Origin of the sequence: Enterococcus sp. DIV0876, from assembly GCF_050529585.1 — a bacterium.
Classification (GTDB): domain Bacteria; phylum Bacillota; class Bacilli; order Lactobacillales; family Enterococcaceae; genus Enterococcus_D.
The window spans coordinates 142,501-160,809 of sequence record NZ_CP172882.1 but is presented as its reverse complement, the minus strand read 5'-3'; the positions used below and the strand labels follow the sequence as shown (position 1 = coordinate 160,809).

At 43.5% G+C, this 18,309-nt stretch carries 14 protein-coding genes, 6 tRNA genes, 1 pseudogene, 1 riboswitch and 1 other annotated feature (1 of these 23 only partly in view); of the genes and pseudogenes, 6 read left to right on the top strand and 15 right to left on the bottom strand.

Going from position 1 to position 18,309, the window contains the following annotated elements:
* Both IGI41_RS00790 and IGI41_RS00785 read right to left on the bottom strand, forming a co-directional pair.
* Entirely contained in the window at positions 1 to 342 is a 342-nt protein-coding gene (locus IGI41_RS00790) for a YlbF family regulator (protein WP_430610682.1), read from the bottom strand.
* Between the two features lie 74 nt (positions 343 to 416).
* Positions 417 to 2,579, bottom strand: coding sequence for a PBP1A family penicillin-binding protein (locus tag IGI41_RS00785; RefSeq protein ID WP_430610680.1), 2,163 nt, complete (start codon positions 2,577 to 2,579; stop codon positions 417 to 419).
* 191 nt (positions 2,580 to 2,770) lie between these two features.
* Between IGI41_RS00785 and IGI41_RS00780 the strand changes: the two genes are divergently transcribed.
* A complete protein-coding gene (locus tag IGI41_RS00780) occupies positions 2,771 to 3,625 on the top strand; it encodes an RluA family pseudouridine synthase (RefSeq protein ID WP_430610678.1) in 855 nt (284 codons plus the stop codon).
* 32 nt (positions 3,626 to 3,657) lie between these two features.
* On the opposite strand, the gene IGI41_RS00775 is transcribed toward IGI41_RS00780, so the two are convergent.
* On the bottom strand, positions 3,658 to 4,380 hold the full coding sequence (locus IGI41_RS00775; RefSeq protein ID WP_430610676.1) for a pseudouridine synthase: 723 nt from the start codon (positions 4,378 to 4,380) through the stop codon (positions 3,658 to 3,660).
* Positions 4,381 to 4,458: 78 nt separating this feature from the next.
* Positions 4,459 to 6,105, bottom strand: a complete 1,647-nt coding sequence (locus IGI41_RS00770; RefSeq protein WP_430610674.1) for a putative polysaccharide biosynthesis protein — start codon at positions 6,103 to 6,105, stop codon at positions 4,459 to 4,461.
* 195 nt (positions 6,106 to 6,300) lie between these two features.
* On the opposite strand from IGI41_RS00770, the gene murE reads away from it, so the two are divergent.
* Complete coding sequence (gene murE, locus IGI41_RS00765) at positions 6,301 to 7,824, top strand: UDP-N-acetylmuramyl-tripeptide synthetase (protein ID WP_430610672.1); 1,524 nt, start codon at positions 6,301 to 6,303, stop codon at positions 7,822 to 7,824.
* Positions 7,825 to 7,916: 92 nt separating this feature from the next.
* On the opposite strand, the gene IGI41_RS00760 is transcribed toward murE, so the two are convergent.
* On the bottom strand, positions 7,917 to 8,216 hold the full coding sequence (locus tag IGI41_RS00760; protein ID WP_430610670.1) for a DUF5960 family protein: 300 nt from the start codon (positions 8,214 to 8,216) through the stop codon (positions 7,917 to 7,919).
* A gap of 218 nt (positions 8,217 to 8,434) precedes the next feature.
* Here IGI41_RS00760 and IGI41_RS00755 point away from each other — a divergent pair, with 218 nt between their 5' ends.
* Positions 8,435 to 8,662: a hypothetical protein gene (locus IGI41_RS00755; RefSeq protein WP_430610668.1), complete on the top strand. Its 228-nt coding sequence runs from the start codon at positions 8,435 to 8,437 to the stop codon at positions 8,660 to 8,662.
* Positions 8,663 to 8,761: 99 nt separating this feature from the next.
* Here the strand turns inward: IGI41_RS00755 and leuS are convergent, their stop codons facing one another.
* Together leuS and IGI41_RS00745 are read right to left on the bottom strand one after the other, a co-directional pair.
* Positions 8,762 to 11,176 carry a leucine--tRNA ligase gene (gene leuS, locus IGI41_RS00750; protein WP_430610666.1) on the bottom strand — a complete coding sequence of 805 codons (2,415 nt, stop codon included), beginning with the start codon at positions 11,174 to 11,176 and terminating at the stop codon, positions 8,762 to 8,764.
* An 88-nt stretch (positions 11,177 to 11,264) separates the two neighbouring features.
* Positions 11,265 to 11,478 (bottom strand) — a binding site (T-box leader).
* A 47-nt stretch (positions 11,479 to 11,525) separates the two neighbouring features.
* Positions 11,526 to 13,013: pseudogene (locus IGI41_RS00745) on the bottom strand (LysM peptidoglycan-binding domain-containing protein); the annotation flags it as partial.
* Between the two features lie 236 nt (positions 13,014 to 13,249).
* Here IGI41_RS00745 and IGI41_RS00740 point away from each other — a divergent pair.
* The 3 genes from IGI41_RS00740 to IGI41_RS00730 are packed head-to-tail and all read left to right on the top strand — an operon-like array spanning position 13,250 to position 15,453.
* Positions 13,250 to 13,900: a phosphatase PAP2 family protein gene (locus IGI41_RS00740; protein WP_430610664.1), complete on the top strand. Its 651-nt coding sequence runs from the start codon at positions 13,250 to 13,252 to the stop codon at positions 13,898 to 13,900.
* 16 nt (positions 13,901 to 13,916) lie between these two features.
* Positions 13,917 to 14,900: a TIGR01212 family radical SAM protein gene (locus tag IGI41_RS00735; protein ID WP_430610661.1), complete on the top strand. Its 984-nt coding sequence runs from the start codon at positions 13,917 to 13,919 to the stop codon at positions 14,898 to 14,900.
* Positions 14,875 to 15,453, top strand: a complete 579-nt coding sequence (locus tag IGI41_RS00730) for a tRNA (mnm(5)s(2)U34)-methyltransferase (protein WP_430610659.1) — start codon at positions 14,875 to 14,877, stop codon at positions 15,451 to 15,453. The genes IGI41_RS00735 and IGI41_RS00730 overlap by 26 nt, the downstream gene beginning before the upstream one ends.
* Before the next feature lie 17 nt (positions 15,454 to 15,470).
* Here the strand turns inward: IGI41_RS00730 and IGI41_RS00725 are convergent, their stop codons facing one another.
* The 8 genes from IGI41_RS00725 to IGI41_RS00690 all read right to left on the bottom strand — a co-directional run.
* The gene (locus IGI41_RS00725) at positions 15,471 to 16,250 is read right to left on the bottom strand and encodes an alpha/beta hydrolase (protein ID WP_430610657.1); all 780 of its coding nucleotides are present in this window, start codon (positions 16,248 to 16,250) and stop codon (positions 15,471 to 15,473) included.
* Positions 16,251 to 16,482: 232 nt separating this feature from the next.
* The gene (metK, locus tag IGI41_RS00720) at positions 16,483 to 17,667 is read right to left on the bottom strand and encodes a methionine adenosyltransferase (protein ID WP_430610655.1); all 1,185 of its coding nucleotides are present in this window, start codon (positions 17,665 to 17,667) and stop codon (positions 16,483 to 16,485) included.
* A riboswitch (SMK box riboswitch) is annotated at positions 17,665 to 17,745 on the bottom strand. It overlaps the preceding gene by 3 nt.
* A gap of 91 nt (positions 17,746 to 17,836) precedes the next feature.
* Positions 17,837 to 17,908, bottom strand: a tRNA-Glu gene (locus IGI41_RS00715).
* 12 nt (positions 17,909 to 17,920) lie between these two features.
* Positions 17,921 to 17,994 (bottom strand) — tRNA-Ile (locus IGI41_RS00710).
* Positions 17,995 to 18,012: 18 nt separating this feature from the next.
* A tRNA-Gly gene (locus tag IGI41_RS00705) sits at positions 18,013 to 18,083 on the bottom strand.
* A gap of 7 nt (positions 18,084 to 18,090) precedes the next feature.
* Positions 18,091 to 18,163, bottom strand: a tRNA-Phe gene (locus tag IGI41_RS00700).
* 4 nt (positions 18,164 to 18,167) lie between these two features.
* Positions 18,168 to 18,241: transfer RNA gene (locus tag IGI41_RS00695), tRNA-Asp, on the bottom strand.
* A 33-nt stretch (positions 18,242 to 18,274) separates the two neighbouring features.
* Positions 18,275 to 18,309 (bottom strand) — tRNA-Met (locus IGI41_RS00690) (it continues 39 nt past the right edge of the window).

The following is an 18,309-nucleotide window of genomic DNA, read 5'->3' as shown; positions in this document are numbered from 1 at the left end:
TTATGCTTCGTAGAGATCACGGACAGGGCCCATGATGATGCGGTTCAAGTCATTGGCCACTAAGCTGAATGCTTGTTCTTTTTGCATCAAATCAGATACGATGCCGTCTTCTTGGATTTTTTGCGATAAAGTTTGGGTTTGTTGTGCTTCTTCTTCCGTCATTTCTTCGCCAGCCATCATTTTTTGTTGCAAGGTTTGTTGCAACGTTTGAAATTCTTTGAATAATGCATATGCTTCTTCATTGGCTTTCAAGCGATCAAATGACCCCTTTAAATCTTGAAATTGCTCTGACTCCCGCAATTCACGTTCTAATTGATTCGCTGTATCATAAATATTTGCCATCTTATCTCCATCCTTTCACTTTTCTTTAGTATACCATTGTTGCGCCATTCATGCCTAGCGCTTGCATAGTTGTTTTAATTGCCGTTGATTGAATCCCAAAGGCCGCCAAACAGTTCTTTGGTCCCTTCTTTGATTTTGTTGCCAAACTCTTTCATGCCTTCTTTGGCACTTTCAGCAAATTCGTCCACAGATTGCTGCCACTTGTTGTCACTGCTATTCTCATCATTTTGGGTATCAGGCACCTCGTCTGCGGCCATCAATTGACCGCCTGTCAAGTAGGCATCTGCCACTTGGAACTGGTTGCCTTGCGTATACGGTAAAATGTTCTCAGCTTCTGCTTTAAAGACTTTCCCCACTACTTGTCCACTGGTACCGGTCAAATAATGATCCGCGCTTGATTGTTCAAAACCAAGCCAAGTCGAGATCACCACATCTGGTGTATACCCCATGATCCATTGATCATTGACTTTGGTGGCATCAAAATTGGTTTCTGTCGTCCCCGTTTTCCCTGCGATCGTGAAACCATAAGGACTTGCGCTGACGCCCGTTCCATTTGAGTAAGTACCCAACATCATACTCGTCATTTTGTCTGCTGTGTCTTGTGAGATGATCCGCTTGCCTTGTGCGGTGGTATTGTCTACGATAACTGCCCCAGTCGAGTCAACGATTTTTGTGATCAAATGTGGTTGGTAGTAATAACCGCCGTTGGCAAAGACGGCATACGCCGCGGCCATCGTCATTGGCGATTCGCCTTTTTCTAATCCGCCTAATGCCAAGCCCCAATATTTATCCGAATCAGTTAAAGACAAACCAAACTCTTGGGCCTCTTTATACCCGCGATCCAAACCAATCTCATGCAGCAGCCAGACAGCCGGCAAATTCAAACTTTGTGCCAAAGCTTGGTACATTGCGACTTCTCCTGAATAGGTCCCATCAAAGTTTTGCGCATCGTAAAAATCCAGTGGCTGATCTTCCAGAATACTATCTGGTTCATAACCCGCTTCTAACGCAGGTGCATAGACACTGATCGGCTTGATGGTGGATCCCGGTGAGCGTTTCATTTGGGTAGCAAAGTTGAAACCACGGAAAACATGTTCACCTCTACGCCCTACCAAGGCTTGCACGCCGCCAGTAGCTGGATCCAATGCAACTGATCCTGATTGGACCATGGTGCCATCTGCGGCATTTTCAGGGAACAATGCATCATTTTTGTAGGTAGCTTCCATTTGGGCTTGATAGTTTTGATCCAAAGCTGTATAAATTTTGTAGCCGCGATTCATCACATCATCCGCATCCAAACCATACGATTCTGCTTCATCAATGACAGCGTCGAAATAATAAGGATACTTATAACCCGACTCAGAGTTGCCATAGCCATCATAAAGCAAGTCTCCTAAAGCGACTTGCGTTTGCTGATCAGCCGTACTCTGGTCCAATACACCATTATCTACCATCAAACTTAAGACCGTATCTCGCCGGTTGGTGGCATTCTCCAAATGGTCGATGGGGTTATAGATCGACGGCCCTTTAAGCATCCCCACTAAGGTTGCTGCTTCACCAATCGACAACTCAGATGCATTGACCCCAAAATATTTAAGGGCCGCGTCTTGGATACCCCAAACCCCATTACCGAAATAAGAACTATTGAGATACATTTCCAATATTTCATCTTTCGAGTATTTTTTCTCGATCTCGATCGCCAAGAAGAGCTCCTTGGCTTTTCGACTAAAGGTTTGGTCTAGGGACAGATAAGCATTTTTAGCCAATTGTTGCGTAATCGTACTCCCACCGCCGCCTTCAGTACTGCGGTTGATCACGACCCGTACCGCAGCTCTCGCAATCCCTTTGATGTCAAACCCACGGTGCTGATAAAAATTGCGGTCTTCTGTTGAAATCAAGGCATTGACGACATCTTTCGAAATGTTGTCCAATGACACGTAGGTCCCTTTTTGCGAATATAATTGACCGGCTTCATCACCATTGGCATCATAAATAACCGTGGATTCTTTCAAGCCTGATTCTAATTCGCTGACTTTGGTGTTTTTGGCAATATAGAATAGGTAACCACTCATCACTAAAAGTGCAACCAAACTAAGTAAAATAAAGATTTTATTGACGTGGTATTTTTTCCATATGCGCTTGCGCCATTGGTGAAATTGTTGTAAATAAGGTTTGATCCAGCGCCAAAACGTTAGCCAACTGGTTTTTATTTTCTGAAGGATGGACTTCCACTCCATTGCTTCACGCTCCTTTTATCAAAGTGTAGCATATAGATGCCGATTTGTTATACGGCTCTAGTCGGAATTTTTGGGTAAGAAACCTTTAACAGTGTAGCACTGAAAGCTCTTTTTTTTCTATATTTTCTCATAAGAAAAGCTTAAAAATGCTATAATGACACCAAACGATCAGAAATGAGGTACGCCCTTTTATGGAATATACAATGATTCTGCCTGCAGATCAATCCACGATGACCCTAAGGGAACTTTTAGAAAATGAATGGCTGGTTCCTAGAAAAGTCCGACATTTCTTGCGTATCCGCAAAGCGGTGCAGATCAATGATCAGCCCGCCATGTTTCACCAAACAATCACAGCTGGCGACAAGGTGACTTTGGTGATTGAAGATAGTGACTATACCCATCAGCCCGTTTTATTGGGGGCGCATGAACAAGTGTCTGTCTGTTATGAGGACGACCACCTCATCATCGTCAATAAACCAGTTGGTATGAAAACCCATCCCAATCAACCCAATGAACAGGACACATTATTGAATCATGTTGCCGCTTATTTGGCACCGGAAAACATGCAGCCTTATGTCGTCCATCGACTAGACAAAGAAACGAGCGGCGTGGTTTTATTTGCCAAAAACCCCTTTGTCTTACCTATCTTAGGCCGCATGCTTGAACAAAAGCAATTATACCGCCGGTACCAAGCCGTCGTATGGGGCAAGATCGACAAAGACCAGACGATCAACAAAAAAATCGGCCGTGACCGCCATGATCGCCGCAAACGTGTGATCGATCCCCGTAATGGCAAATCAGCGATCACCCATGTGACAGTAGCCCAAAATCATGGCACAAGAACCAATGTCTATTGTGTGCTGGATACAGGACGGACCCATCAAATCAGAGTGCACTTAGCCAGCATTGGCCATCCGATTGTCGGTGATCCATTATATCAACAACGCACAGCGCCACGATTGATGCTTCATGGCTATGAAATGCACCTTGTCCATCCATTTACGAAAGAACACTTGGTAGTACATGCAGAACCCGGACTCTGGTAAAAAAGCCTGCACTTTGATGTGCAGGCTTTTGTCTATTCTTTTGGCTGAGCCAAAGCGGTCAATTCATCCGCTGTCAGGGGGCGATAGCTGCCGACGGGCAGATCTGCCGGTAACGCTAATCCCCCCATGCGGATCCGTTTAAGGTAGCGGACTTCTTTGCCCACTGCATGTACCATCCGCTTCACTTGATGGAACTTGCCCTCATGCAAAATCAATCGGATCTCACTGGTTCCTTCGGCTTGGTCGACGCCTATGATCGTCAATTGGGCTGGCAATGTCCATTCGCCATCTAGTTGCACCCCTTTTTCAAAAATAGTTTGGTCTGCTGCTGTCATGATCCCATCCACCTGAGCGTAGTACTCTTTTTCGACATGTTTTTTGGGTGACAGTAATTGATGGGCTAAGCCCCCATCATTGGTGATCAAAAGAAACCCTTCCGTATCTTTATCCAAGCGCCCCACAGGAAATAAATCTTCGCGAAAATCTTCTTCAGAGAATAGATCCAAGACAGTATCTTCATAAGAATCAACGGTTGCTGAAATTACACCTGCCGGCTTATGAAGCAAATAATAGTACCAGCGTTGATAATGAATCAGCTCTTGATCAAAGCAGATGCGATCTGTTTGTTCATTGACTTGCGCTTTATCACTTTTGATGGTTTGGTCGTTGACAGTCACACGACCTTTCTTGATGTACCCTTTGACTTCTTTGCGAGAACCGTAGCCCATATCCGCTAAAAATTTGTCTAATCGCATTGTTCCACTTCCTTTTTGCTATTCATGTAAAACAGCCACCAAGCACAACAAACATTGGCTAGTGGCTGTTGACGTTTATTATTTGATACGTAATTTGCGACGCAAACGAATCATTGAAGAACCCAGCAACTTTTCGGCCAAGCGCAGTTTCAATGCGATATACACATAGACACCACCACCGACTGCAGCCACCAGTATACTTAAAATGAACGATTGGATCTTACTTTCTGAGCTCAAGACCAAGCCAAACATTTGGCGGGCCAGCCATGCTGCAATCACCATGACCAAGGTCAAAAGTGCGATCAGCAAGGTTCTCCTCAAAGTCAGTGTCACATTGAAATGGCCTTTTCGTGCCATTTTCCGCACATTCAGCCAACAAGTGATACCTAAAGCGATCGAGGTCGATACTAACGGACCATATACTTGAAAAATACGGATTGCGGGATACTGCAATAGCAATTTGACGATCAAACCGATAAAGAAGTAGACTACCGCTTCTTTGTTATGATACATCCCTTGCAGCATACTTGAACTAAGCATGAATAATCCTAAAACCAATCCTGACAGACAGGCAGCGACCAACACACTGGCACCTAAACTATCTGGTCGATAAAATAGCGTGTAGAGGGGATAAGCCAAAATCACCATTCCGAATGTTGCAGGAAACATCACAAATGAATACAATTGCAAGTTATTACTGATCAACTTCGCCAAATTATGTTTATCCTTCTTCGCAACTGCCTCGCTGATCAATGGCAATCCGGTAGAAGCCATGGATGTTGCTAAACCAATAACGACCATCGTCAATTTATCAGGATTGCTGCCAAAGATTGCCATCAGATCCAAGAGCTGGTCATTGGAAAACTCGGTAAAGCCGCGCATGATACGGACAAACGTATACTGATCGACCAATTTAAAAATAGTGATCCCCGAACCAACAATGATAAAGGGAATGGCTTCTTTGATCGTGGAAATGATCAATTCTTTGGTTTGGATCTCGGTTACTTCTTTGCTCATGTCGATCAGCACGTCCATCCGGACCCGCTGTTTCTGGAAATAGTAACCCAAAACAAGCACACTTGCCAAGACACCGATAAAAGCAGCGAACGTTGATTGTGTAACAGCTGCTGTATAATCTCCTTCGATGACCCGCATAATAATAAATGTCGCCAGCAACATGTAGAAAACGCGGGCAATCTGCTCAATGATTTGAGAGATAGCGAATGGTTTCATGTCTTGATTTCCTTGGAAATAGCCTCGCATGACACTCATACAAGGAAAGACCAGTAAAGCCACGCTCAGAGAGCGCATGGTTGGAATCAACTCCGGTCCGCCACCAGATGCTGTAGCTAACCAAGGGGCAGCTAAGTACATGATTCCCGCTGTGACGACCCCGAAACCAGCCATCAATTGGAGCGCTCTCAGAAACAATTTTTGACTGGTCCGGTACTCTTGCCGGGAATTATAGTAGGCGATCTGCTTAGCGATCGCAGCTGGAATACCAGCGGTCGAAATCATTAAGAATAAGGCGTATACATTATAGCCCATTCCAAAAAGTGCATTTGCTTTGTCGCCATTGGCACCCATCCAGTAATACCAAGGTAAGATATAAATAGCACCTAGTAGTCGTGAGCCAATATTTCCCATGGTCATCCATGCGGAACCTTGGGCCATTTTTTCTTGTGTGGTCAACTCTTTTGATACGGATCGCGTGTGTTTATCCATCGCCATTATCTCCAACTTTCTACAAACATATCCCTTTCATTTTAATTCGAAAAGCAAGGAGTCGCAATCTATTTTTGCAACATCTTAAAGTTTCTTCAAATTATGTTCGGATAAACAAAAACTTTGGATTAGGAAACCGAGGTTTTTCATCCATATGCTATAATAAGAGAAATGTTTAGAAGAAGGAGACGCATTATGCAAAACGCAACCATATCTGTTCAACAAATTCGAACTATTTTGTTGCAAAAAAATCTTTTAAAAGAATTGATCACGCCCCAAGAATGGGCATATACCCTACCAGAATCCATGACAGGCCTAAATTTCACCTCTTTGTGTTACGACTCTCGGCAAGCCAAAAAAGACACGCTCTTTTTTTGTAAAGGCGCTGCTTTTGAACAACGCTATCTAGAAATGGCCATCAATCAAGGGGCAACTTGTTATATCGCCGAACGTCCCTATGAAGCAGTGGATGCTTTTGGCATCATTGTGACCGATATTCGAGAAGCAATGGCTGTCATCGCTCCTGCATTTTACGGCACTCCCCAAGAACAACTCGTGACGATCGGCATCACAGGTACAAAAGGCAAGACTAGTTGCGCCTATTTCGCCCGAGCGATCTTGGCCAAGTCCACCAATCAAAAGGTCGCTTTTTTCTCATCAGAAGAAAACTCAGTGGATGGTCGTTCATTTCAAGCCGCCGTTTTAACAACACCGGAAACATTGGATCTTTATGAGATGATGGCGGAGGCTGTTGCCAACGGTATGACCCATCTTGTCATGGAAGTGTCTTCCCAAGCTTACAAAACCAAACGGGTGGCAGGACTCACATTTGATATTGGCGTCTTCTTGAATATCTCGCCTGATCATATTGGTCCAGTGGAACACCCTACCTTTGATGATTATCTATATTGCAAACGTCAATTGATCCGCAATAGCCGGCAAATGATTTTGAATCGTCAAAGTGACCATTATCCATTATTGCGAGAAACGTGCGACGTTCATCACGTACCATTTATTACGTATGGGCGCTCGGAAGCGGATTATATCGTCCAAGATGGCATCGATCCTAAATCCTTTACAATTACTGCTGCATCAGACGTCTTGCAAGTCACTGGCCTTTACCAACTTGGTTTGCTAGGTTCTTTCAATCATGAGAATGCTGCTGCTGCGATTTTGGCTGCCTGCTTGGCTGGCGCACATGCTAGTGACGCACAAACAGAACTGCCACAAGTAGTGATCCCAGGCCGAATGGTGGTTTTAGAAAAAAACAACGGTGCTGTGATCATCGTGGACTATGCCCATAACTATTTGAGTTTCCAATCATTGAGCCAACTTGCTCGACAATTGCGTCCCAATGGCAGATTGCTCTTTGTGACAGGCAGTGCCGGTGGAAAAGCCGAATCTCGTCGTAGCGATATGGGACGGGCGTTGTCCGAATACGCAGACAAAGTCTATCTGACTAGTGATGACCCCAATTTTGAAGATCCTCAGGCGATTGCTGCAGAAATCGCCGCCTCGATCACTACCGATCACTTGCATGTCGTCTACCAAATGGACCGTCAAGCCGCTGTGACAGCGGCGATCGCTGAAGCGCAAGCAGAAGATATCGTGATCCTCGCTGGCAAAGGAACGGAAACCTTTCTTAAAGTCAACGGCCAAAAAGAGCCCTATCCAGGGGACCTCATTCTTGCACAGCGCTTTGCTGTCTATGAGCAATGAAATCAGTACAAATGAAAAGACAAAAAATCCATTGAAGTTACCTTCACGGATTTTCTGTCTTTTTGTATGCCTATTTCTTTCAGTCACTATGTTTAGGGCTGTTCATCTTCATACGTTTCATATACGTAAGGTGCACCATCATAACGAAACTCAGTCGAAATGGCTGCATCCAAGTCTTCAGTAAACATCATTTTACTAAAAGGGAATAAAAAGGCCTGCCCTTCTTTCGTTGCCTGTGCAGGCAAACGATAAAATAATTGTTCTTCCGTCAGTTGCTGATTCAGCTGTGCCAAGACATCTGTCGACACTGTTTCCTCATCAAATGTATCTTTAGCGATCCGTGCATAATCTTCAAAAAAAGCCTCTTGGCCTTCAAATGCTTGATAGTTCATCTTGATCCCTCTTTCTTTATTCAATATCTTTATTATACGAGAGTCCGCTTGGTTCAGCGAATAATATGATTTTATCGCCCAAATAGTCGGCGATTCTCGTTGCTATATGTCAAAAAGATTGCAAGGGTATTACGAATCAATTATTTGACAAATTCTTATTGAAGACCCTTGCAACTTTTGTATAATATTACTTAGAGAATATTAAAGGGGCAGACGGCATGAACAACGTTAAGAAAAAAATCTTCTACGGTACAGGCGCAACGCTTGGTTTTATCGCAATGATCGCTTTGGCAACGCAATTTTTGATTTCCAATCACTTACTTGGCGGCAATGATTCTTCAGAAATTTTCACACGCGCAACTTATCCCAATGGATTGTTGTTGGTAATTTTGATCCCTCTGATTGCTACAGCCATTTTGTTCTTTGGTATCATCCGCAAAAAATAAGCAAACAGACACCGATTGAAGGTGTCTGTTTTTTTTTGAATACATCGATTTATATGGCAATAAACAGGAAAATAGCCTCTCAGCTATTTTCCTGTTTGTTTAATTTGCGACGATATTGACTAATTTATTCGGAACGACGATGACCTTTCGGATCGTTTTCCCTTGTAGTTGTTCTTGAACCAAAGTATTGTCTTTGGCTAATTGTTCTAGTGCCTCTTTATCCGCATCTGCTGGCACTTTTGCTTTTGCACGCACCTTGCCGTTGACTTGGAATACCACTTCGATTTCATCTTCTACCAAGGCAGATGCATCATAAGTTGGCCATGGTACATAAGAAATGCCATGGTCATTGCCTAAAATCGCCCATAACTCTTCCCCGATATGTGGTACGATCGGTGCCAACAATTGAACGAAACCTTCAACATATTCATATGGCAAAGCATCCGCTTTATAGGCTTCATTAACAAAGACCATCAATTGTGAGATAGCTGTATTGAAATGAAGCTGCTCGAAATCTTCCGTGACTTTTTTTACCGTTTGATGATAGACTTTGGTGAGTTTGCCATCATTGAAAGTCGTGATACGGTCACGCATTTTGCCTTCTTCATCCACGATCAGACGCCATACACGATCCAAGAATTTCCGGCTACCTTCTAGACCATTTTCATTCCAAGCGATCGAAGCATCCAGTGGCCCCATAAACATTTCGTACAAACGCAATGTATCCGCGCCATATTGCTCGATGACATCATCTGGATTCACGACATTGCCGCGAGATTTAGACATTTTTTCATTGTTTTCACCAAGGATCATCCCTTGGTTGAACAATTTTTCAAAAGGTTCTTTGGTTGGTACAACACCGATATCGTACAAGAACTTGTGCCAGAAGCGGGCATAAAGCAAGTGTAAAACAGCATGCTCTGCCCCACCAATATAAATATCGACTGGCAGCCAGCGTGTCAATTTGTCATAATCAGCCAAGGCTGTCTTGTTATGGGGATCAATAAAGCGCAAGAAATACCATGAACTCCCTGCCCATTGCGGCATCGTATTGGTTTCGCGACGGCCTTTTTTCCCCGTCTCAGGATCGGTCACATTGACCCATTCAGTCACGTTGGCTAATGGTGATTCCCCAGTTCCGCTAGGTTTAATATTATCCGTAATCGGCAACCGTAATGGCAGTTGATCCTCGCTCAAAGCAGTTGTCGTGCCATCTTCCCAATGAATGATCGGGATTGGTTCACCCCAGTAACGTTGGCGAGAAAACAACCAATCACGCAAACGATAGCTGATTTCTTTTTTACCCACTTGATTTTCTTCCAACCAAGCAACCATTTTTTCGATCGCTGTTTCTTTATCCATACCATCTAGGAAATCAGAATTGATATGCAGTCCATCTTCTGTATAAGCAGTTTCGGTTACATCGCCGCCAGCTAGAACGGGAATAATATCTAAACCAAATGTTTTAGCAAAATCGTGGTCCCGTTCATCATGGGCAGGAACAGCCATGATTGCGCCGGTTCCGTAGGTCGCCAAAACATAGTCAGCGATCCAGATCGGGATTTCTTTCCCATTCACAGGATTGATTGCATAAGCGCCTGTGAAAACCCCAGTTTTTTCTTTGGCTAAATCTGTCCGATTGAGGTCTGATTTTTTGGCTGCTTCTTCCACATAGGCTGAAACTGCTGCTTGTTGTTCAGGAGTCGTGATTTGTTCTACCAATGCATGCTCTGGCGCCAACACGGCGTAAGTCGCACCAAACAATGTATCTGGTCGCGTCGTAAATACCGTAAAGTCTTTGTCTGATTGAGCGACTTTGAACGTGACGTTGGCGCCAATCGAACGACCGATCCAGTTGCGTTGCATTTCTTTGATGCTTTCTGGCCAATCCACTTCTTCCAAATCATCCAATAAACGATCTGCATAGGCAGTGATCTTCAGCATCCATTGACGCATTGGTTTGCGGATAACATCGTAACCCCCACGTTCGCTCTTGCCATCGATGACTTCTTCGTTGGCGATGACTGTTCCTAACTCTGGTACCCAGTTGACTGGTACTTCTGCTTCATAAGCCAAGCCTTTTTCATAGAGCTTAGTGAAAATCCATTGCGTCCATTTATAATACTCAGGATCTGTCGTGTTGATTTCTCGGTTCCAATCATAACTGAAACCCAATGAATTGATTTGACGACGGAAAGTTTCAATATTTTTTTTGGTAAATTCAGCTGGATCGTTACCAGTATCTAAAGCATACTGTTCTGCTGGCAACCCAAAGGCATCCCAGCCCATTGGATGCAGCACATTGTAGCCCTGACTACGTTTAAAACGACTAAGAATATCAGTCGCAGTATATCCTTCTGGATGTCCAACATGCAATCCTTGACCGGAGGGATAAGGAAACATATCTAATGCATAAAATTTGGGTTTGTCTGGCGCATCATGGGTATTGAATTCATTTTTCTTTGCCCAATATTTTTGCCATTTTTTTTCAATTTCTTTGTGATTGTAATTCACGACGGACGCCTCCTATAAATTTGTGTTTTGCTTGATGCTAAACAAACAAAACTGATAAAAAAAAGTCCTATAAAAATCAAACTGATTTTTATAGGACGTTATCAACGTGGTACCACCTAAATTTATCTGCTCCGCAAAGAAACAGACCTCGATGTTGTAACGGCCATCGCCGTATCTGCCTACTCATTGTTCAGTCAGATATCACTTAAAGGCGAGTTCGAAAGGTGTGCTATGCATTCTCACCAACCATGCACTCTCTGAAGCTCCAACGCTTTTCTACTATTCCTTCTCAAATGTGAAAAGATTCATTGCATTTATCCTATCAAAATTTTAACGGAATAGCAATCTATTTTACCCTAACACTTTGCCCAGGATAAATAAAATTATTTTGAATTTGATTCCATTGAATAAATTGATCGGTAGAAATGCCAAATTTATTTGCGATTCCCCAGACAGAATCCCCTGAAGCGACTGTATAGGTGCCAGAAGACGTTGTAGTTGCCGTATTAGATGACGCGCTGGTTGCGGTCGCACCAGATATCGATAATTGCTGTCCTGGGTATACGAAATCATTTTTGATATTGTTGGCACTGCGTAATTGATCCATTGAAATATTGTGTTTATTTGCGATCGACCAGACAGAATCGCCTGAAACTACTGTGTAGGTGCCACTTGTGGACTGCGTAGTGGATGTACTTTCACTTCGTGTTGTGGCTGTCGCAGTCGAACTGCTTGAAACTGATAATGTTTGTCCTGGATAAATAAAATCATTTTGGATGTTGTTCAGACTCCGTAATTGATCCATTGAGATGCCATATTTATTGGCAACTGACCAGACAGAATCGCCTGAAACAACCGTATAACTGCCAGTTGTACTTGTTGCAGATGACGTCGCATTCTTATTGACTAGCGAAACCGTTTTGCTGGTAGTCGTGTTATTCGTCGTTGATCCGGATACCTTTAGTGTTTGACCTGGATAGATAAAATCGTTTTGGATGTTGTTCAGACTCCGTAATTGATCCATTGAAATGCCATACTTGTTGGCCACTGCCCACACAGAATCGCCTGAAACAACGGTATATGTTTGACCGCTGCTTGTTGTGGTACTCGTTGCGGTACTTGTACTTGTATTTGTGCTGGTATTGGTGCTTAATGTCGCCCCGCCGCCTGCATTACCAGATGCTGGTGTGTCATACTTTGTTAACCCATATTGCTGGATCACTGCATTCAAAGAAGACGCATAATTTGGTGCAGTCGCATAGCGTCCAGTGAGCCACGCAGTCGCATCTAAATAAGAACTGGTATTGCTTTTCCAAGCACCGGAATAATAGCTGTTGCCGCGAATGACTCCAGCATTATCTTGAAAGGACTGCGTGTAAGAAGGGTACTTTCTAAATGGTTCACTCATAGTGATCCATTGGCCATTTAAGTATTCCAATGTACTCATATAAACGGTTTGGCCATTATATGATCCTTTGACCCCAAAAAGATTATAGTTTGGTGCTTTAGATAAGGTGCTTCTCCCCCAACCACTTTCAAGAATCGCTTGTGCAATCATGACGGATGCATAAAGGTCATTGGCTTGTGCGACTGGTTGTGCATAGGTTGCGATCTCAGTAATAAAAGCGGACGTATTCGGCGCGGCAAAATTGCTGGTAGAAACTTGTGCCACTGAGGTTTCTACTGCTTCTGCTTGAACAGCAGGCATCAGAGGAGTAACAACAGAGATGGCAGTTAAAGTTGTTCCTAGGACAGCTGCACTTTTTCTCATCATTTGATACAATTCACCCGATTGTTCTCTTTGCCGTTGTACTTTCTGTGTCTGACTTGTCTCCATGACCATAAATCCTCCGTTTTTTCTTATAATGAACTAGATTAAGTATACAGTTTCTTAAGATTTTATAAAAGATATTTGAGCGTTTTTTGCAAACTGTAAACTCTTTGTAATCAAACGAACATTTTTTGCAATATGAAAGATGCTTGGGTACCTTCTACAAAGAATGCTATAATTGAGACGAAAGATGTTTTGAATCAGGCTAGATAGCTGAATATTTAGGAGTGAGATACAAACTTATGCAAAAAAAATTAATCTATCAGTACGCAGGGAGCTGTTTCTTATTGCTCTTTGTTTTTTTGGGATATGTGGTGAAATTTTATCCTAGTTGGCTGACCCCTTTTGACGAAACACTGACCCGTTTGATTCGCAGCGGTTATCCATTCATGACCTCATTTTTCTTATGGATCACTAAATTTGCCAATCCAATCACCATTATTCTTTTGTTCTTGGTCGTTCTAGTGGTTTTTCTAATCAATAAATATTACGCCGAAGCAATATGGCTAAGTCTTGGCACTATTGGCATCGCTGGTATATTCAATCCGCTGATCAAACTCGTATTCTTACGCGAAAGACCGACCTTGACCCATCTGGTGGTTGAAACAAGTTCCAGCTTCCCAAGCGGTCACTCTACAGGCAGCATGGTGTTTTATGGCGCTTTATTGCTATTGGTGCCGATTTTATTCAAACAGCCTTTTTGGCAGTGGAGTCTTCGGCTCTTGCTCGGAGTATTGATTGTCTTGATCGGTATCAGCAGGATCTATGTTGGTGTCCATTTCCCGAGTGATGTACTAGGCGGGTTTTGTGTTGGTTTATCCTGGTTGTTATTGACCTATCCTTATTATGTACAAAAGCGCTTTGTTTGGCGTTTTACCCGAAAACAATTATAGAAGAAGGCGAATTGTCATGAATTCATTTCCATATGCAGAAGACAAAAACAAACGATACCACTCATGGAACTTTGCATTGCGGCAGCAGTTTGGTGAAAAGATTTTTAAAGTGCCGATCGATGCAGGGTTTGACTGCCCCAATCGCGATGGTACGGTCGCTAAAGGCGGCTGTACATTTTGCAGTGTATCAGGATCTGGTGATATGATCATCGCACCTGAAGCGCCCTTGCCAGAACAATTCAATAAAGAAATCAATATGATGCACAAAAAATGGCCCCACGTCAATCAATACATCGTTTATTTCCAAAATTTCACGAATACCCATGCACCTGTTGCAGTGATAAGAGAGCGGTTTGAACAAGTATTGACGATGCCAGGTGTTGTCGGTATTTCGATCGGCACCCGTCCCGATTGTTTGCCCGATGACGTGGTCGGCTACTTGGCAGAGTTGAATCAGCGTTTTTACCTGTGGGTCGAATTGGGTTTACAAACAACTTTTGAAACTACCAGTCGTGCGATCAATCGCGCACATGATTATCAAACCTATCTAGATGGTGTAGCAAAACTGAGAAAACATCAGATTCGAGTCTGCACCCACTTGATCAATGGCTTGCCTGGAGAAACCACTGAGATGATGCAAGAAAATGTCCGCCGAACGATCCAAGATTCTGATATCCAAGGCATCAAATTGCATTTATTGCATTTGATGCGCAATACGCGCATGTTGCGGGATTATCATGAAGGTCGATTACAATTGATGGACAGAGATTCATATGTTTCTTTGATTTGTGATCAACTTGAAATGATCCCACAAGAAATCATCATTCACCGTTTGACAGGTGATGCGCCTTGGGATGCCTTGATTGGCCCGATGTGGAGCTTAAAAAAATGGGAAGTTCTCAACGAGATCGACCGTGAGATGCAACGCAGAGATTCGTATCAAGGAAAATTTTCTGTTAGACAGGAGAATACTTATGCTGCCAACAGCCATGCATTATAGCCATACTTTATTGAAAGAAATTGTCCAACCTGGACACATAGTTGTTGATGCTACCATGGGGAATGGTTTTGATACTGAATTATTGGCAACTTTGGTAGGACCAAAGGGGCATGTGTTCGCTTTTGATATCCAAGAGCAAGCCCTAGCAGCAACGAGACAGCGTTTAGCTGAAAAAGAGTTGCTGTCACACGTATCCTTGATCCATCGCGGACACGAACATGTAGCTGATTATGTAGATGGTCCGATTCAGGCAGCTATTTTCAACCTGGGCTATCTGCCCCGAGGCGATAAAGGAATCATTACATTGCCCCAAACCACCAAACAAGCACTAGAAGCCCTGCTCCCCCGTCTAGCCCCTAAGGGCAGAATCATCATCGTCTGTTATTATGGACATCAAGGGGGTGCAGCCGAACTAGCAGCAATCCAGCAGTTTTGCGCAAGTTTGCCGCAAGAATCGTATAATGTAATGTCCTATCAATTCATCAATCAACGCAATCAACCGCCGATCCTTTATTGTATTGAACGTAAAAAAACAGCACTCACCTTCAATTGAAAGTAAGTGCTGTTTTGCTATTTTTCGTGGATCCAGACAAGAACACGTTGGATCCATTGATCCCAGAATTGCCAATCATGATCGCCCGTTCCAGATTCAAAGGTGACTGGAATTTGGCGCTTGCTCAATTTTTCTGCTGCATATTCACTTGCCGGAAAAAGCTGGTCTTCTGTACCACAACTAATATAAAAACGTGGGGCATTACTTGGTTCAAGTGAATCGATCAAATGGATCAAATCATTTTCCGATCCTTTAAATTCACTTAACGGACCAAAGATTCCTTCCCAATAGGCTTGGTTGCGCAGTTGCAGTAACCCATCCATACTTTCGGCCATCGCTAATGCCCCAGATAAAGATGCGACTGCCGCAAACCGCTCAGGTTTTCGCAAGCCCAACTTCATGGCACCATAGCCACCCATGGATAAACCAGCAGCATAGGTCCGAGCCCTTTCTGTGGTCAACTGAGGAAATAGTTCATGGATGATCCTTGGTAGTTCTTCAGCGATAAATGTCCAATACTTCATCTCATAGACTGTATCGGTATACCAGCCTAAATCCGTTGAGGGCATGATGACTGCTAACTGATACGTAGCGACATATCGTTCGATAGCTGTTCTTCTTTGCCAGACACTATGATTGCCCCCCATACCATGCAACAAATAAAGGACTGGGATATTGTCTCCCTGATTTTCTGTTGCGGTACCGATCGTCTTCTGGGTTTTCTGCGGAAGAATGACATCCACCATCACTTCCATCTCCAATACATTGGAGTAAATATTTGCTTGTAAAAAAGCCATGTGATCACCTGCGATTCTTTTTTTACATTGTAACAGATTCTTTGCGGATTGTCCGTGTCAAAACCGACGCAATCAAGAGGCACCGATATTGAATCAGTTCTCTTTCATCCCGGCAGATTAGCCACATCCCTATTGGATACACGCAATCGGCAGGAAACGATACAGTCATTTTATCTCATTTATCACAAAAAAAGAGACCTCTATTGCTATGCAATCAATAGAGGTCTCTTCTTTATTCTTTCACACTTGCTTGCAATGCATCTACTTTATCTGTGCGTTCCCAAGGCAAATCGATATCTGTACGACCAAAATGTCCGTATGCGGCAGTCTGACGGTAAATCGGACGGCGCAAATCTAACATTTCAATAATTCCAGCTGGTCGTAAGTCAAAATTTTCACGAATAGCACGGATCAACCGCTCATTGCTGACTGTTCCAGTACCGAATGTATTGACACTGATCGATACAGGTTGCGCAACACCAATGGCATAAGCCAATTGCACTTCTGCTTTTTGTGCCAATTTAGCAGCCACGATATTTTTAGCAATATAACGAGCCGCATAACTTGCAGAGCGGTCAACTTTAGTGGCATCTTTCCCAGAAAAAGCTCCGCCACCATGACGGGCATAACCCCCATAGGTATCAACGATAATTTTTCTTCCAGTCAGACCTGCGTCCCCTTGAGGGCCACCGATCACAAACCGGCCAGTCGGATTAATATAATATTTTGTCTGCTCGTCTAAAAGATCTGCAGGTATCACTTCTTTGATCACTTTTTCGATCACATCATGGCGAATCGTATCATTGTCTGCTGCATCATCATGTTGTGTACTGATAACGACTGTATCGACCCGTTGTGGTTGATCATTGTCATCATATTCAACAGTTACTTGAGATTTTGCATCAGGTCTTAAGTACGGCAACACGTTAGATTTACGCAATTCAGCTAAACGACGAACCAAACGATGACTCAAAGCGATTGGCAATGGCATCAATTCTGGCGTTTCATCGACGGCAAAACCAAACATCAATCCTTGGTCCCCCGCACCGATATCTTGTTTATCTGCCTCTTCGCGAATTTCTAGAGCAGCATCAACACCTTGTGCAATATCTGGCGATTGCTCATCAATGGCAACCAAGACTGCAACGGTATCGCCATCAAAACCAAATTTCGCACGTGTATAGCCAATTTCTTTGATCGTTTGACGGACGATTTTTTGGATATCGACGTAGGCTGTTGTTGAAATTTCACCAAAGACTAGCACTAAGCCAGTAGTCACAGACGTTTCGCAGGCCACTCGAGCCATTGGATCCTTCGCCAATAAAGCGTCTAAGATCGCATCACTGATTTGGTCAGCAACTTTGTCTGGATGTCCTTCAGAAACAGATTCTGAAGTAAATAAGTGTTTCTCTGTCATTTTTGTATTCCCCCTAAATATGATTCGGTTACAAGGCATCTTCGCAGCTGCGAATCCTTTCGGGAACTTGCAACGAACTGATTATATCAGACTTTGACAATTTTTACTTGTAAAAAAACAAAAAAAGCAATTTTGGCAATAAAAAAAAGCACTCACAAGAATGCTTACATGATCCGTACGGGATTCGAACCCGTGTTACCGCCGTGAAAGGGCGGTGTCTTAACCGCTTGACCAACGGACCAAATGATGATAATGGGCCTAAATGGACTCGAACCATCGACCTCACGCTTATCAGGCGTGCGCTCTAACCAGCTGAGCTATAGGCCCTTAATAAAAAAATGCAAAAGCGGGTGACGAGAATCGAACTCGCGACAACAGCTTGGAAGGCTGTAGTTTTACCACTAAACTACACCCGCATTTCTATGGCGCGGGACAGAATCGAACTGCCGACACATGGAGCTTCAATCCATTGCTCTACCAACTGAGCTACCGAGCCAAAACGGTCTGGACGGGACTCGAACCCGCGACCTCCTGCGTGACAGGCAGGCATTCTAACCAACTGAACTACCAAACCGAAACATTGCTGTTTATTTGCTTAAAAAAGCAATTGCGGGAGCAGGATTTGAACCTACGACCTTCGGG